The sequence below is a fragment of the Streptomyces sp. NBC_00247 genome, from assembly GCF_036188265.1.
Taxonomy (GTDB): domain Bacteria; phylum Actinomycetota; class Actinomycetes; order Streptomycetales; family Streptomycetaceae; genus Streptomyces.
This window is the reverse complement of sequence record NZ_CP108093.1, coordinates 170,342-183,198: the sequence shown is the minus strand read 5'-3', so window position 1 is coordinate 183,198 and position 12,857 is coordinate 170,342. Positions and strand designations below refer to the sequence as shown.

Here is a 12,857-nt window from a genome sequence, read left to right as displayed (position 1 = left end):
TCCTGCGGGTGGCGGTGCGTACGTTCAGCGCGTGCGGGCAGGCGGGCGCGGTCGGCGCGGGTGCTTCGTGCATCAGCCGGCTGCGGCTTCGCGGGCGGCGGTGTGGCGGTTGGCGGGGACGGGCAGGCCGAGGTTGCCGCGCAGGGTGTCCGACTCGTACTCGGTGCGGAACAGGCCCCGCTTCTGGAGGAGCGGCACCACACCGTCCACGAAGCGGTCGAGGTCGTCGTTGTTGCGGAAGGCCAGGTTGATGCCGTCCAGGGTGCCCGCGTCGAACCACGTCTCGATGGTGTCGGCGACGGTCTCGGGCGCACCGACGAAGGGGGAGGCCCGGAACGCGTTCACCGACTGGGTGACCTGGCGCAGCGACAGGTTCTCGGCCTTCGCCCGTTCGATGATCTGCGCGGCGCCGGTCCGGCCGCCCTTCTCGGCCAGGTGCGCGACGTCCGGGAACGGCGCGTCCAGGTCGTGCACGCTGAAGTCGTACGCGCCGAAGGAGCGGCCGAGGAGCGCGAGGTTGCTCGCGAAGTCGTTGTCCTCCTCGAAGATGTCCCGCTCCCGGCGCCTGGCCGCCTCGTCGGTCGCCCCGACGACCGGACTGCCGTGGATGAAGATCTTGATGTGGTCGGGGTCGCGCCCGTAGGAGGCCGTGCGCTCCTTGATGTCCGCGTAGTACTCCCGCGCCTGCTCCAGCGTGCCGCCGGGCGCGTAGATGCCCTCCGCGACGCGTGCGGCGAGGTCACGGCCCTCGGGGGAGACCCCGGCCTGGAAGATGACCGGCTGCCCCTGCGACGAGCGCGAGAGGTTGAGCGGCCCGGCGACCTTGAAGTGCTCCCCGACGTGCTCCAGGGCGTGCAGCCGGGACGGGTCGAGGAAGACGCCGCGCTCCACGTCCGCCGGGAAGGCGTCGTCCTCGTAGGAGTCCCACAGGCCACGGGCGACCTGTACGAACTCCAGGGCGCGGCCGTAGCGGGTGGCGTAGTCGAGGTGTTCGTCCAGCCCGAAGTTCCGCGACGTCCCGGTGTCGAAGCTGGTCACCACGTTCCAGCCGGCCCGTCCGCCGCTGATGTGGTCGAGGGAGGCGAAGCGCCGGGCCAGGTTGAACGGCGAGTTGTACGTGGAACTCGCCGTGCCGACCAGGCCGATGTGCTTGGTGTGGGTGGCGACCGCCGAAAGCAGGGTGAGCGGCTCCAGCCGGTTCAGGTAGTGGGACGGGTAGGTGGCGTTGATGAACTGGCTGTCGACGACGAACAGGGCGTCGAAGAGGGCGTGTTCGGCCGCCTGGGCCTGCTGGATGTAGTAGTTGACGTCGATGCTGGCGTTCTTGGCGACGCCCGGGTCCTTCCAGAGGCCGTGCTGGCCGGGGCCGCCGACGCCGTACGGATGGAGAGCGAGGTGGAGCCTGCGGGACATGGTGTTCCTCTCGGTGGTCGGGAAAACGTGCGGGTGTCACCGGGTGCGTGGGTCAGCCGCCCAGTTGGGCGCGTAGGGCCTCGCGCTCGCCGCGGTCGGCGGTGCGCGTGTGCAGCGTGGGCGCGGAGCCGACAAGGAGCCGGGTGTACGCGTGCCGGGGCCGGCCGATGACCTCCCGGGCCGTGCCGACCTCGACGAGCGCCCCCCTGTAGAGCACGGCGACGCGGTCGGCGGTGCCGGCGACGGAGCCGAGGTCGTGGGAGATGAAGACGAGGGACGTCCCGCCGGCGCGGAGTTCCTTGAGGATCTCCAGCACCTGGACGCGATTGGCCGAGTCCAGGGCGCTGACCGGCTCGTCGAGGATGACCAGGGACGGTTCGGTGATCAGCGCGCGGGCCACGGCGACCCGCTGGCGCTGGCCGCCGGAGAGTTCCCCGGGCAGTCGCCGGAGCAGCTCCGTCGAGAGGTGCACCCGGTCGAGGAACGCGCGTGCCCTGTCCGCCGCCTCCGCGCGCGCCACGCCCTGGATGAGCAGGGGCTCGGTCAGCGAGGCCTCGATGGTGAGGTCGGGGTCCAGACTGCGCAGGGGGTCCTGGAAGACGTACTGGACGACGCCCCGCCGGCGCAGCGAGCGCCACTGGCGGGCACGGAACGAGGCCAGGTCCTCACCGCCGACGAGGATCGATCCCGCCGATGCGCGCACCAGGCCGAGAACGGCGCGGGCGAGGGTGGACTTCCCCGATCCGGTCTCGCCGATGAGACCGACGGTCTCGCCGGGCGCGACGCTCAACGACACCCCGTGCAGGGCGCTCCGGCCCCGCCGGCCCCTCCCGTAGCGGACTTCCAGGTCCCTGATGTCGAGGACCGGGGCAGGGGGGCTCTTCTCCGGGGCGCCCGTCTCCGTCGCGGGTGCCGTGGTCGTCATGACGCCTCCTTCGGGTCGAGGAACGTGTCGAGGCCGTACCTCTCGTGCTCGGCGATGAGGAGCTGGGTGTATTCGTGCCGAGGCGCGCGCAGTACCGCCCGTGTCGGGCCCTGCTCCACCACGGTGCCCTCCCGCATCACGAGGACCTCGTCGCACAACTGGGCGACGACGGCCAGGTCGTGGGAGACGACCACGAGGGCCAGCCCGGTACGTTCGCGCAGTTCGGCGAGGAGATCGAGGATCTCCGCCTGGACCGTGACGTCCAGCGCCGTCGTCGCCTCGTCCGCGATGAGGGCCCGCGGCTCCACGGCGATGGCCGCGGCGATCAGGACGCGCTGGAGCATGCCGCCCGACAGCTCGTAGGTGTACTGGCCGTAGACCAGCTCCGGGTCCCGCAGCCGTACCGCGCGAAGGAGGTCGAGGGCGCGCCGCCGGGCCTCCCGGCGCTTCACTCCCGTCTTCACCCGGATGACCTCGGCGATCTGGGCGCCCACCCGGATCGACGGGTTGAGGTAGGAGGCCGGGTCCTGGAAGACGGCGCCGACGGTGGTGCCGCGCAGGGCCGTCCACCGGCGGGGTGTCAGGGTCGCGATGTCGGTGCCGTCGATCCCGATCGAGCCGCCGGAGACCTCGAAGTGCGGCGGGAGGATGCCGAGTACCGCACGGCAGGTGAGGGTCTTGCCGCTGCCGGACTCGCCGACGATTCCGACCGCCTTGCCCGCGGTGAGCTCGAAGCTCACCCCGTGGACGATCTCCCGGCCCGTGACGCCGTCCCCGATGCGCACGTCGCGGACGGCGATCACGGGCGCGGTCCGCGCCGGGGGAGCGGACGCGGCGGCGGCTCCGGACTCCTGGACGTCGTCGCGCGGGGACGGGTGGGGGCGTGCGCCGGTCGGGATCGCGTCGCCGGGAAGCGCATGGCCGGCAGCGGCGTCGTCGTTGCCCGGAAGGGTGTGCTGGGACAGAGCGCTCATCGGGAACCTCCCACGGGGACGGCGGACGAGCCGGTGCGGCCGGACTTGGCCGCCCGGCCGGTGACCAGCGCGCGGCCCGCCTCGCCGGACACGTCACGGATGGCGTCGGCGAGCAGGTTGCAGGCCCAGACCGTGACCATGATCAGCAGGGCGGGGGCCGCCGGGGCCCACGGCTGGTGGCTGAGGTAGTTCAGGTCCGAGGCGAGCAGACCGCCCCAGGTGGGAGCGGGCGGCTGCACTCCGATGCCGAGGAAGGTCAGGCTGGAGACGATGACGAAGCCGACGCCGACGGTCTGGGCGAGCGCCACGGCGATCGGCGGCAGCACCTTGGTCCAGACGTGGTGGCGCACGATCCAGCCGATGGACGCGCCGGAGACGATCGCCGCCTCCACGTACGGTGCGCGGGCCACGGCCAGGGTGGCCGCCCGGGCCACCCGGTAGAAGAGGGGCGAGACGAGTGCGCCGGTGACGAGCATGGCCTGGGTGATGCCGTTGCCCAGCAGGGCGATCACCGCGATGGCGAACAGCAGGAAGGGCAGGGCGACCAGGGTGTCCGCCAGGCGGAGGGTCAGCCACTCGAAGACCCGGCCCGAGTAGACCGACAGGATGCCGGGGACCGCCCCGGCGACCAGGGCCGTCAGCGCGACCTCCAGCGAACCGAGGACGCTGACGCGCGAGCCGTCCAGGAGCCGACTGAGGACGTCACGGCCCAGATAGTCCGTCCCGAGCCAGTGGGCGCCCGACGCCGGAGCGAGCGTGTCGCCGCTGACGGCGAGCGGGTCGTGGGGAGCGAGCCACGGCCCGCACACGGTGAGGAGGGCGATCAGGACGAGTACGGCCACGGCGAGGCGGCCGGACGTGAGTGAGAGGACGCGGCGCACCATCGTCAGACCCCCCGTTGCGATGCCGGCATCACGCGGGCCAGCACCAGGTTGATGATCAGGTTGAAGGCGACGACCAGCACGATCGACACCACGAGGACGCCCTGCACCGCGGGCACGTCGCCGGCCTGCGCGGAGTCGTTGGCGAACCGGCCGAAGCCCTGGAGGCCGAAGATCCACTCGGTGATCACGGAAGCACCGACCAACGCGGGGAACTTCTGCCCGATCGTCGCGAGGGCCGGCCCGATCCCGTTGCGCAGGACGTGGCCGAAGAAGACCCGCGAAGGACTCAGGCCCCGTACGACCGCGCCCGTCACGTAGTTCTCGCCGTACGCGGAGACGAGGCTGGAACGCAGCTGGCGCGCGACATCCGCGACGACGTCGAAGCTCAGCGCGAGTGCCGGGAGCGTGATGTGGGCGATCCAGGGACCGAAGCCCTGTTCGGCCGGGACGTATCCGGCCGAGGGGAACAGCTGGAGCTGGACGGCGAGGACCGTGACCAGCACGATGCCGACGACGAAGGCCGGCATCACCGAGATCACGGTGACGAATCCCGTGATCGCGCGGTCGAGGAGGGTGGTGCGCCGGAGCGCCGCCACCGTACCGAGGAGGAAGCCGACGACCACACCGATGAGGAGCGCGAAGGTCGCGACCGAGAGGCTGACGCCCAGGCCCAGGCCGATCAGGGCCGAGATGTCCGCCCCGGTGACCCAGCTGGTGCCCAGTTCGCCGTGCAGGACATCGGTGAACCAGTGCCAGTACTGGGTCAGGAAGGGCTGGTCGAGCCCCCATTGGGCCTCGACGCGCTGGATGGCCTCCGGGGTCGCCTCCTCGCCCAACTGGATGCGAGCGGGGCTGAGTCCGCTCATGGCCCGCAACGCGAACGTCACGAAGGTCGCGACCAGGAACACCGGTACGAAGATCGCGACCGAACGTCCCAGCGCGGAGCCCAGACGTCCTGCGGCGTGCAGCGCCCTGGCTCCGGCGATCCCGCGGCGGCGCTCGGGTGCCGTCTGCGCCGTGGTCGTCGTCATGGGGATGCCTCCTCTCTGCGGTGGATGGGGATGGTCAGGAACCGCCGGCGATCGTCACGCCGGTCCAGTCGATGTGCGCGGGGTTCTTCGGCAGGTTGGAGACGGACTTGCTCTTCGCGAAGAGGTTGGGGGAGGAGAAGGTGAAGATCAGCGCCTTGCTCGCGAGGCCCGCGCGCGTCGCCCCCTGGAGGACCCTCGTGTAGTCGGGTGCGTCCAGAGGCGTCTGACGGACCTTGGCGACAGCTTCCCGGAAGCCCTCCGGCTCGTAGGGGGTGCTGAGGTTGAGCGGGCCGTCGGGCCCGAAATGCGCGGTGAGGGTCTGCACCGCGGAGTCGCGCCCCGTGGTCGAGTAGAGCGAGAAGGCGAGGTCCTTCGCGAAGAACGGGGTGGCCCAGTTCTTGTCGATCTTGATGGTGACCTTGACGCCCACGGCGGCCAGTTGCGACTGGACGATCTCCGCCTGGGGGTCCTCGGCGGGGACGACCAGGTCGAGCTTGAGCTCCCCCGGCCGGTGTCCCGCCTCGGCCAGGAGCTTCCTCGCCTTGGCGGGATCGTAGGGGTAGGCGTTCTCCGACTGCGCGTCGTACGCCACATACCCCTTGGGGAAGGGCTGGTCGGTCGCCTCCCCGAGACCGAAGGTCAGCTTGTCGACGAACTCCCGGCGATCGACCGCGTAGCGGAAGGCGTCGACGACCCGGTCGTCGTCGAACGGCGCCTTGTTGACGTTCAGGCTGAGGTTGGAGGCGTTGAACCCGGGCTGGGAGAACACGTCCAGCCCCGCCTTCTTCGCCGCGTCGGCCTGGCTCGGCACGATGTCCGCGAAGTTGTACACACCGGTCTGGAGACCGGAGACGACGGTGGAGGCGTCGGGGGCGGACACCAACTCGACGTCGTCGATGTGGATGTTCTTCGCGTCCCAGTAGTCGGGGTTCTTCCGCAGGACCGCCTTGGTGCCCGGGATGAGCTGGTCGATGACGAACGGTCCGGCACCGACGGGGTTCTGGTCCAGCTTCGCCGGGTCGGCCGCGGCCTTCGGGCTGGCGATCTGCAGCACGCGCTCCCCGAGCAACTGCGGTATCTGGTAGTCGACCTGGGTGAGTTCGAGCGTCGCGTCGAGACCGTCGGCCCGCACCGACCCGATCGACGTCAGATCTCCGAAGAGGGCCGAGTTCTTCTGCTTCTGCGCCCGCTCGACGGCTGCCTTCACGGCTGCGGCGTCGACCGGCTCACCGTCGCTGAACTTCAGGCCGGGCCGCAGGTGGAAGGTGATGCGGTCGCCCTTCTCGTTGTACTCCCAGCTCTCGGCGAGGTCGGGGACGGCCTTGCCCTCCTCGTCGGTACGGGTCAACGAGGCGTAGACCAGAGCCAGTTCGCGGAACTGCGCGCCACTGCCCGACACCACGGGGTCCCAGTGGCCGGGGAAGTAGGAGGAGGCCCACTTGAGCGTCGCGTCGCCGGTCGACGACGACGCGCCGCCGCCGCAGGCGCTCAGGGCCGGGACGAGCAGGGCGACGGCCGCGGTTCCGAGGGCAGCGGCCCTCAGGCCGCCCGTCTTTCGGGCCGACCGGACGTCCGGTCGGTGTCGGAGCGTGAGTCGTGCGAGCATCTCGTTCTCTCTGATGAGTCCCGGCCCGTCACGGGGGCAGGGGGAAGCGGAGGAGCGTGAAGGGGGAGCGCGGCACTCGCACGGAACCGCCGCCGGGGGTGCGGGCATGCGTCGCGGGGAGGCGGCGGCGCACGACAGGGCAGGAGTGGGGCCCGGGCTGGGCACCGAGTACTCACTGACCCGCACGGGGTACGGCGAGGTGGCACGACGGAAGACGAGGAGCCGACGCGGAGAACAGGCGCGGATCAGCGGGCCGGTGAACGGCCGGGGCTGCCGGCGGAAGGCCGGACGGCGCCTGTGGAGCGAAGGTGCGGGACGGTCAGCGACAGAGTGCGCTGGAGGTGCGCCGCAGGTCCACGTAGCGGCACACCACGCCGGGGTGCGTCGTGAGCATGGTCCTCATCCTGGCCGCGGCCATCCGCGAATGTCAATGGACACCCATTGGTGTCTCATTGGGCGGGACGTCGCGGCAACGGCAGCTCAGGGCCCCGTGACAGGCCGGAACGGGGAGTCCTCCCTGGCTGACGCCTCGTCAGGATGCAGCCACAAAGGGCCGTTCGGCCCGACCACCGGCACCGCCCCGGGCGGCGGCCAGACCCCCGGAGCCAGCAGCCGGCGCTCCGGCTCGGTCAGGCTCCGGTGGCGCTCCAGCGCCTCGGCCGGCGAGAGCGGGGCGGACGGATCCAGCAGGCCGGGGCGCAGCTCCTCGAAGGCCGCCGCGTACGCCTCGTACGGCCGCCAGCCGGGGACGGCGCGACGGCCCGACGGGGTACGCACGAGCAACGTCGGCAGGGCGTAGCGGAAGCCGCCGTCGGGGGTCTCCCTCGCCGAACCCGGGTGCGGCGAGTCGCCGCGTACGGAACGCACTTCGGCGACCGGGCGGCGCGCTTCCGCACGGTCGCGCTCCACCCGCTCGCGGGAGGCGGCGGACACCGCGTCGGACCGCAGCCGGTCCGTGTCCAGCCCCGGTACGCCCCGGGCCGCGGCCACCGCGCGGTCGAGGGTGTCCGCCGGGTCGCCCAGCACGAAGACGGTCTCCCGCAGCCGCCGCAGAACGCCCTCCGCCACGTCGGCGCCCTGGAGTTCGGCGGCCACCGCGACCAGCGAAGAAGGCCAGGAGCTCGACGCCACCCTCGCGAGCAGGGCAGCCCGGGGAGCCCCGGTGTGCGTGCTGATCTCCTCGACGTAACCCGCGTACCAGGCCGTCTCGGCCGCCGGATCCGGCGCCGGATCCTCCACCTCGTCGTCGAAGAGCACGGCGTACGCCCGCCGCCAGCGGACCCTGCCCGCCGACGCGGCCCGCAGCCTCCGGAAGACCGGCTCCGAACCCCATGCCCAGGGGCACATGGGATCGGTGTACTCCACCGCTTCGGCCAAGGGCGCCTCCCCTTCGCCCGCCGTCACGCGGCACCGATCGCCGACGGCCGCCCGTGCGCCTCGGAGGGCAGCAGTGAGGCGAGGCTCAGTCCGCCGAGGGTCGCGGCGGCGTCCGATTCGACCTGTCGCCACACACCGGGCAGGCCCACGGCGGGGCCGGGATAGTCGAGTCCGTCCAACGACTCGCCCCGCAGGGTTATCAGTTCGCCGTCCACGGCGCGCACGACGTCCAGCAGGGCGATCTCGCCGGCGGGTCTGCCGAGCCAGTAGCCGCCCTCGCAGCCGCGCTGGCTGCGCACCAGACCGGCCCTGCGCAGCTCACCCACCACGGATTTGAGGAAGCGGAACGGAATGTGCTGCGCGGAGGCGATGGCTTCACAGGAGAGCGGACGGCCGGGATCACTCGCGAGCTCCAGAAGGGCGCGCGTGGCGTAGTCCGCCTTCGCGGAGATATGCATGGCCACATCATGCCCCCGCGGGCGGACCGCAGGCGACGTTCTCCGCGCACTCGCTTCCTGTGTTGCGGGAACATTGCCGCAGGTGAAGGGGAAAGGACACCTCTTGACATCCTTTTCCGGCGCGCCCTAGCGTCCCAGCCATGAGCGAGCCGCTGACGACACCCGGCGAGGGTTTCCACCCCCACCTCCACGCGAGGAAGGGCACCCCGAAGGCCCCCCTGCACACCCGCCTGCACCACATCCGGGCGGACGACCTCGACGGGGACACCGCGCAGACCGGCGGTATGCGCAGGTTCAGTGCCGTCAGCGGCAGGACCGTCGGCTCGGAGAAGCTGTGGATGGGCCAGACCCACGTGGCTCCCGCGACCGCGTCCTCCGACCACCACCACGGAGAGTCCGAGACCGCCATCCATGTGGTCAGCGGGCACCCGGAGTTCGTCTTCCTGGACGACTCGGGGGAGGAACCGGAGGAGGTGCGGCTGCGCACCTCGCCCGGCGACTACGTCTTCGTCCCCCCGTTCGTACCGCACCGCGAGGAGAACCCCGACCCCACCGAGGAGGCCGTGGTCGTCATCGCCCGGAGCACCCAGGAGGCGATCGTGGTCAACCTGCCGCGTCTGTACGCCCTGGAGCCGGACGGAGCGGGCGCGGACGCCTGACGGACGGGTCTCCCTCGCCGGCCGGTGTGCCGGGGGACGGGCTCGGTCCGGCGCCGCACGGTCGGGTGCCGCCGGACCGTGCGCCGTCGCCGGCGCCACTGCCGGAGCCCCCGGCGATTCGGGGCGGGGTGCGTCGCCGACCGGCGGCGACGCCGCGAGGTGCGGCACAGGGGGCTCGCCGGCCCAGCACGTCGAGCGTCCGACCGACAAGCTGAAAGCCTGGCGGGCCATCGCCACTCGCCACGTCAGGTCTCACGCCACGCCTGCGTGAGCCGGGTCGACCGCGCGCACAGGTCCGCGCGGTTGGCGGCACCGGTCTTGTTCATCAGACTGGCGATGTGCTTCTCGACCGTGCGGGGCGAGATGAACAGCCGGTCGGCGATGTCCTTGTTGCTCAGGCGGTCGGCGAGGAGCCGGAACGCCTCGTACTCGCGCACGGTGATGCCGAGCGTCCGCAGCTCCTCGGGTATGCCGTCGGTACCGGTGCGGTGCTGGTGCACGGGGGCGCCCAGGCGCCGCAGGGCAGCCCGGCAGGCGTTGGTGACGGCGGGCACCCCCTGTTCGTGGAAGTGGTGCTCGGCGCGCCTGAGCCAGGCGACCGGCTCGCCCCAGCCGTCCTCGTGCGCGGCGTCCGCGACCAGCCGCAGGCCCAGGTGCAGGGCGGCCGGGTACGCGGCGGCGTCGCGCAGCGCCGAACCGACGCGCTCGGCCGCCAGCTCGCCCTGCCCCTCCCGGCCGAGCAGGACGGCGTCGGCGAGCTTCACGAACTGACGGTTCCACCGCATCCGTCCGACCGCCGTGGCGGCGATCCTCTCCTGCCGGGCGCGGTCCGCGTCACCGGCCAGTACGTCCAGGAGCAGCTCCAGCCCGTGCATGCCGCTGAGGTGGTAGGTGCTGGGATTGTGCCCCTCCAGCGCCGACAGCGCTCGCAGCTCGGACCGTGCCAGGTCGCGGTCCTCCTCCATCAGCGCGCAGAAGGCGCGGGCCATGCCCAGAGTGAGGGGCTCCTCCTGCGAGCCCGCACCTTCCCATTCGGCGAAGGAGGCGAGGGCGGCCTCCATGGCCTGCCGGTCGCCCCGGTGGGCCTCCAGCGACGCCAGTGACATCAGGAGGTACCGGACGACCGGGGCGAGCCCGAGCCTGCGCACGATGGCCAGGGTCTCGGCGGCGGCTTCCCGCGTCGCCTCCCGCGTGCCCCGCATCACCCCGTCCAGGACCAGGATGCCGTCGACGGTGTGCACGATGCTGATCGAGCCCAGCCGGAGCGCCTCCTCCCGTGCGGACAGCAGTCCGGAGGTGTCGCCCTCGGCGAGCCAGTCGTTGCCGCCTATCCGGGTCGCGGCGTACAACTTCCGCAGGGGGAGCTGGTGCCGCTCGGCCGTCGACAGGGCCTTCTCCAGCATGGCCCTGGACTCGTCCGGGTCCCGCTCGCGGGCCACGGTCGCCAGTAGCTCCCACGCCTGGCAGGCGACCGAGGGCAGGGCGTGGCGTTCGGCCGCGTCGGCCGCCGAACGGGCGAGCTTCTCCGCGTGCTGGGTGCGGTCGGGGCCCGGGGTGTCCAGCGCGAGGTAGGCGGCGGTGACATCGACGGCTGCCATCGTCGCACCGTCCGGACCGGCACCCAGCACCTCGCGGGCCCGGTCGATCTGCCGGTTCCCGTCGTTCCACCGTCCCGCCGTGTGCGCCACCTTGGCCAACCGGGTGTGCAGGACTGCCAGGCGGGACGCCCCCAACCCGGCGTTGTCCAGCGCGTGGAGGTGTTCGACCAGGTCGGAGGCGCGTCGGAAGTCGCCGGACTCGGCCAGGGCGGGCAGCAGGTGCTCCAGGGCACCTGCCCGCTCCTGCGGGTCCCCGGCCCGTGCCAGCAGGGTCTCGGCACGGCTGAGCAGCGTCACCGCCGAACCGAGCGCACCCGCCGCGAGAGTGCGTCGCCCCGCCTCCGCGAACAACCTGCCGGCCGCCGCGTCCTCGCCCGCGTCGGAACGCAGGCCCGCCGCCAGCGCGCACCACTCACCGGGTAACTGGGGGTGCAGCTTCTCCACCGCCTCCGCGCCCCGGCGTGCCAGCTCCGCTCGCCGGGGCGGTGTCAGCTGGGTGAACAGCGCCTCCACGGTGGGGGAGTGGCGGAAGGAGTACCAGTCGGGTGCCGGCTCGTCCGGGACCACCAGGCCGGCGGCGACACCGGCGTGCAGATGACTGAGGAGTGCCCGGTCGTCGATCTCGGTCATCCGCTGGAGCACGGTCAGCGAGAACCGTCTGCCCAGCACGGCCGCCGCCGACAGCAGGGTCAGGCCCTCCGAGCCCAGTCGGTCGATGCGGCGGAGGATTCCCCGGGCCAGGGCGGAGGAGACGTCGCCGCGCGGGTCGCCGACGGTCCGCCAGCCGTCCGGCGCCTGCACCAGGGTGCCCGCGCCGATCATCGACTGGAGCAACTCCTCGACCAGGTAGGGACTTCCCGCGCTGCCCTCCCACAGCCGCTCCAGCACCGGCGCGGGCACCTCGTCCGGAGGGGTTCCCAGCTGGCCCGCCACCAGTTCGCGTACCTGGGGGCGGGTCAGCGAGGGGAGTTCCAGGACCGAGGCCGCGCCACGCCGCCGGGCGGACTGCGCCAGATCCAGCGCGTCGCTGAAGTCCGTGCGGACGGTGGCGAGCAGCAGGACCGGGCTGTACGCCAGGTTGTCCACGAGGTATTCCAGGACCCCCAGTGTCTCGGGGTCGGCGTCGTGCAGGTCCTCCAGCACCAGCAGCCGGCCCCGGCCGTGGTCGGTGGCCATCAGCAGGCGCAGTACGGCCTCCCCCAGGATCACCATCGAACTGCTGTCGCCCGCGCCGGTGTTCCAGTCGGGTATCAGTCGTCCGAGGACCGGCCTGTAGGGCCCCAGGGGGAGTTCGTCGAGCGGTTCGCCGGCCCGGAACAGCGACATCAGCGCCTCGGTCAGCGGCCGGAAGGGGACCGCCGGGCCGGTGGTGCTGCTGCGTCCTCGCAGTACGCCCATCCCGGCCTCGATGGCGCTGCCCACGGCTTCGGCCGCCAGCCGGGACTTCCCGGCCCCGGCTTCGCCGACCAGGAACACCACGCCGCCGCGCCCCTGCCGGGCGTCCGACAACGCGCTTGCGAGTAGCTCAAGTTGAGCATCCCGGCCGATGAGGGAAGGCGCTTGGAAACGCATGAACTCGAAGCATAATCGGAATATCTGACGCGAGGGTATATGGCCGGCTTCCGATTCTGCCCCGGTCGGCCGAGCGCGCCCAAGGCCTTCCCCGTCCCGGGATGGGGAAGAGGCTACTGGGGCGCGGACACCGAGGTGTCGATCGAGCTGAGCGTGATCACGATTCCGCTGGTGAGGACCATCCCGGCCAGGATGCGGGCGCGTGCGCACGCGCGGTTGCGGCCCGAGAGGGTGATGCCGCCGGCCGCGTCCTGCTCGTCGGCGGTGGGCGTGACGGCGGTGTCGTCGGAGACGGAGCCGGTGGCGGCGGCGACGGCGGCGGACGTGGAGTGGCTGGAGTGCTGGTTCATGGGGATCTCC

Annotated in this window: 11 protein-coding genes; 1 reads left to right on the top strand and 10 read right to left on the bottom strand. The window is 72.1% G+C overall.

Annotated features, from left to right (window positions below; translation table 11 throughout):
• Nucleotides 1-72 precede the first annotated feature (72 nt).
• From OHT52_RS00640 to OHT52_RS00605, 8 genes are all read right to left on the bottom strand, one after another.
• A complete protein-coding gene (locus tag OHT52_RS00640) occupies nucleotides 73-1,413 on the bottom strand; it encodes an LLM class flavin-dependent oxidoreductase (protein WP_328718095.1) in 1,341 nt (446 codons plus the stop codon).
• Nucleotides 1,414-1,465: 52 nt separating this feature from the next.
• The gene (locus tag OHT52_RS00635) at nucleotides 1,466-2,338 is read right to left on the bottom strand and encodes an ABC transporter ATP-binding protein (RefSeq protein WP_328718094.1); all 873 of its coding nucleotides are present in this window, start codon (nucleotides 2,336-2,338) and stop codon (nucleotides 1,466-1,468) included.
• Nucleotides 2,335-3,312: an ABC transporter ATP-binding protein gene (locus OHT52_RS00630; RefSeq protein ID WP_328718092.1), complete on the bottom strand. Its 978-nt coding sequence runs from the start codon at nucleotides 3,310-3,312 to the stop codon at nucleotides 2,335-2,337. The genes OHT52_RS00635 and OHT52_RS00630 overlap by 4 nt, the downstream gene beginning before the upstream one ends.
• The gene (locus OHT52_RS00625; protein WP_328718091.1) at nucleotides 3,309-4,196 is read right to left on the bottom strand and encodes an ABC transporter permease; all 888 of its coding nucleotides are present in this window, start codon (nucleotides 4,194-4,196) and stop codon (nucleotides 3,309-3,311) included. The genes OHT52_RS00630 and OHT52_RS00625 overlap by 4 nt, the downstream gene beginning before the upstream one ends.
• A 2-nt stretch (nucleotides 4,197-4,198) precedes the next feature.
• Nucleotides 4,199-5,227, bottom strand: coding sequence for an ABC transporter permease (locus OHT52_RS00620; RefSeq protein WP_328718090.1), 1,029 nt, complete (start codon nucleotides 5,225-5,227; stop codon nucleotides 4,199-4,201).
• A 34-nt stretch (nucleotides 5,228-5,261) separates the two neighbouring features.
• Nucleotides 5,262-6,833 (bottom strand): ABC transporter substrate-binding protein, encoded by a 1,572-nt coding sequence (locus OHT52_RS00615; protein ID WP_328718089.1) that lies wholly within the window; start codon nucleotides 6,831-6,833, stop codon nucleotides 5,262-5,264.
• Between the two features lie 480 nt (nucleotides 6,834-7,313).
• Nucleotides 7,314-8,180, bottom strand: coding sequence for a DsbA family oxidoreductase (locus OHT52_RS00610; protein ID WP_328723570.1), 867 nt, complete (start codon nucleotides 8,178-8,180; stop codon nucleotides 7,314-7,316).
• Nucleotides 8,181-8,233: 53 nt separating this feature from the next.
• The gene (locus OHT52_RS00605; RefSeq protein WP_328718088.1) at nucleotides 8,234-8,668 is read right to left on the bottom strand and encodes an RrF2 family transcriptional regulator; all 435 of its coding nucleotides are present in this window, start codon (nucleotides 8,666-8,668) and stop codon (nucleotides 8,234-8,236) included.
• Between the two features lie 140 nt (nucleotides 8,669-8,808).
• Between OHT52_RS00605 and OHT52_RS00600 the strand changes: the two genes are divergently transcribed.
• The gene (locus OHT52_RS00600) at nucleotides 8,809-9,327 is read left to right on the top strand and encodes a cupin domain-containing protein (protein WP_328718087.1); all 519 of its coding nucleotides are present in this window, start codon (nucleotides 8,809-8,811) and stop codon (nucleotides 9,325-9,327) included.
• Between the two features lie 245 nt (nucleotides 9,328-9,572).
• Here the strand turns inward: OHT52_RS00600 and OHT52_RS00595 are convergent, their stop codons facing one another.
• Together OHT52_RS00595 and OHT52_RS00590 are read right to left on the bottom strand one after the other, a co-directional pair.
• Nucleotides 9,573-12,497 (bottom strand): helix-turn-helix transcriptional regulator, encoded by a 2,925-nt coding sequence (locus OHT52_RS00595; protein WP_328718086.1) that lies wholly within the window; start codon nucleotides 12,495-12,497, stop codon nucleotides 9,573-9,575.
• A gap of 113 nt (nucleotides 12,498-12,610) precedes the next feature.
• Nucleotides 12,611-12,847: a hypothetical protein gene (locus tag OHT52_RS00590; protein WP_328718085.1), complete on the bottom strand. Its 237-nt coding sequence runs from the start codon at nucleotides 12,845-12,847 to the stop codon at nucleotides 12,611-12,613.
• Nucleotides 12,848-12,857: the final 10 nt, after the last annotated feature.

Excerpts from the sequence above, each read along its gene's own strand:
- OHT52_RS00600 (WP_328718087.1), top strand. The coding sequence starts at position 8,809 with ATGAGCGAGCCGCTGACGACACCCGGCGAGGGTTTCCACCCCCACCTC.
- OHT52_RS00615 (WP_328718089.1), bottom strand. The coding sequence starts at position 6,833 with ATGCTCGCACGACTCACGCTCCGACACCGACCGGACGTCCGGTCGGCC.
- OHT52_RS00610 (WP_328723570.1), bottom strand. The coding sequence starts at position 8,180 with ATGTGCCCCTGGGCATGGGGTTCGGAGCCGGTCTTCCGGAGGCTGCGG.
- OHT52_RS00640 (WP_328718095.1), bottom strand. The coding sequence starts at position 1,413 with ATGTCCCGCAGGCTCCACCTCGCTCTCCATCCGTACGGCGTCGGCGGC.
- OHT52_RS00630 (WP_328718092.1), bottom strand. The coding sequence starts at position 3,312 with ATGAGCGCTCTGTCCCAGCACACCCTTCCGGGCAACGACGACGCCGCT.
- OHT52_RS00620 (WP_328718090.1), bottom strand. The coding sequence starts at position 5,227 with ATGACGACGACCACGGCGCAGACGGCACCCGAGCGCCGCCGCGGGATC.
- OHT52_RS00590 (WP_328718085.1), bottom strand. The coding sequence starts at position 12,847 with ATGAACCAGCACTCCAGCCACTCCACGTCCGCCGCCGTCGCCGCCGCC.
- OHT52_RS00605 (WP_328718088.1), bottom strand. The coding sequence starts at position 8,668 with ATGCATATCTCCGCGAAGGCGGACTACGCCACGCGCGCCCTTCTGGAG.
- OHT52_RS00635 (WP_328718094.1), bottom strand. The coding sequence starts at position 2,338 with ATGACGACCACGGCACCCGCGACGGAGACGGGCGCCCCGGAGAAGAGC.
- OHT52_RS00625 (WP_328718091.1), bottom strand. The coding sequence starts at position 4,196 with ATGGTGCGCCGCGTCCTCTCACTCACGTCCGGCCGCCTCGCCGTGGCC.
- OHT52_RS00595 (WP_328718086.1), bottom strand. The coding sequence starts at position 12,497 with ATGCGTTTCCAAGCGCCTTCCCTCATCGGCCGGGATGCTCAACTTGAG.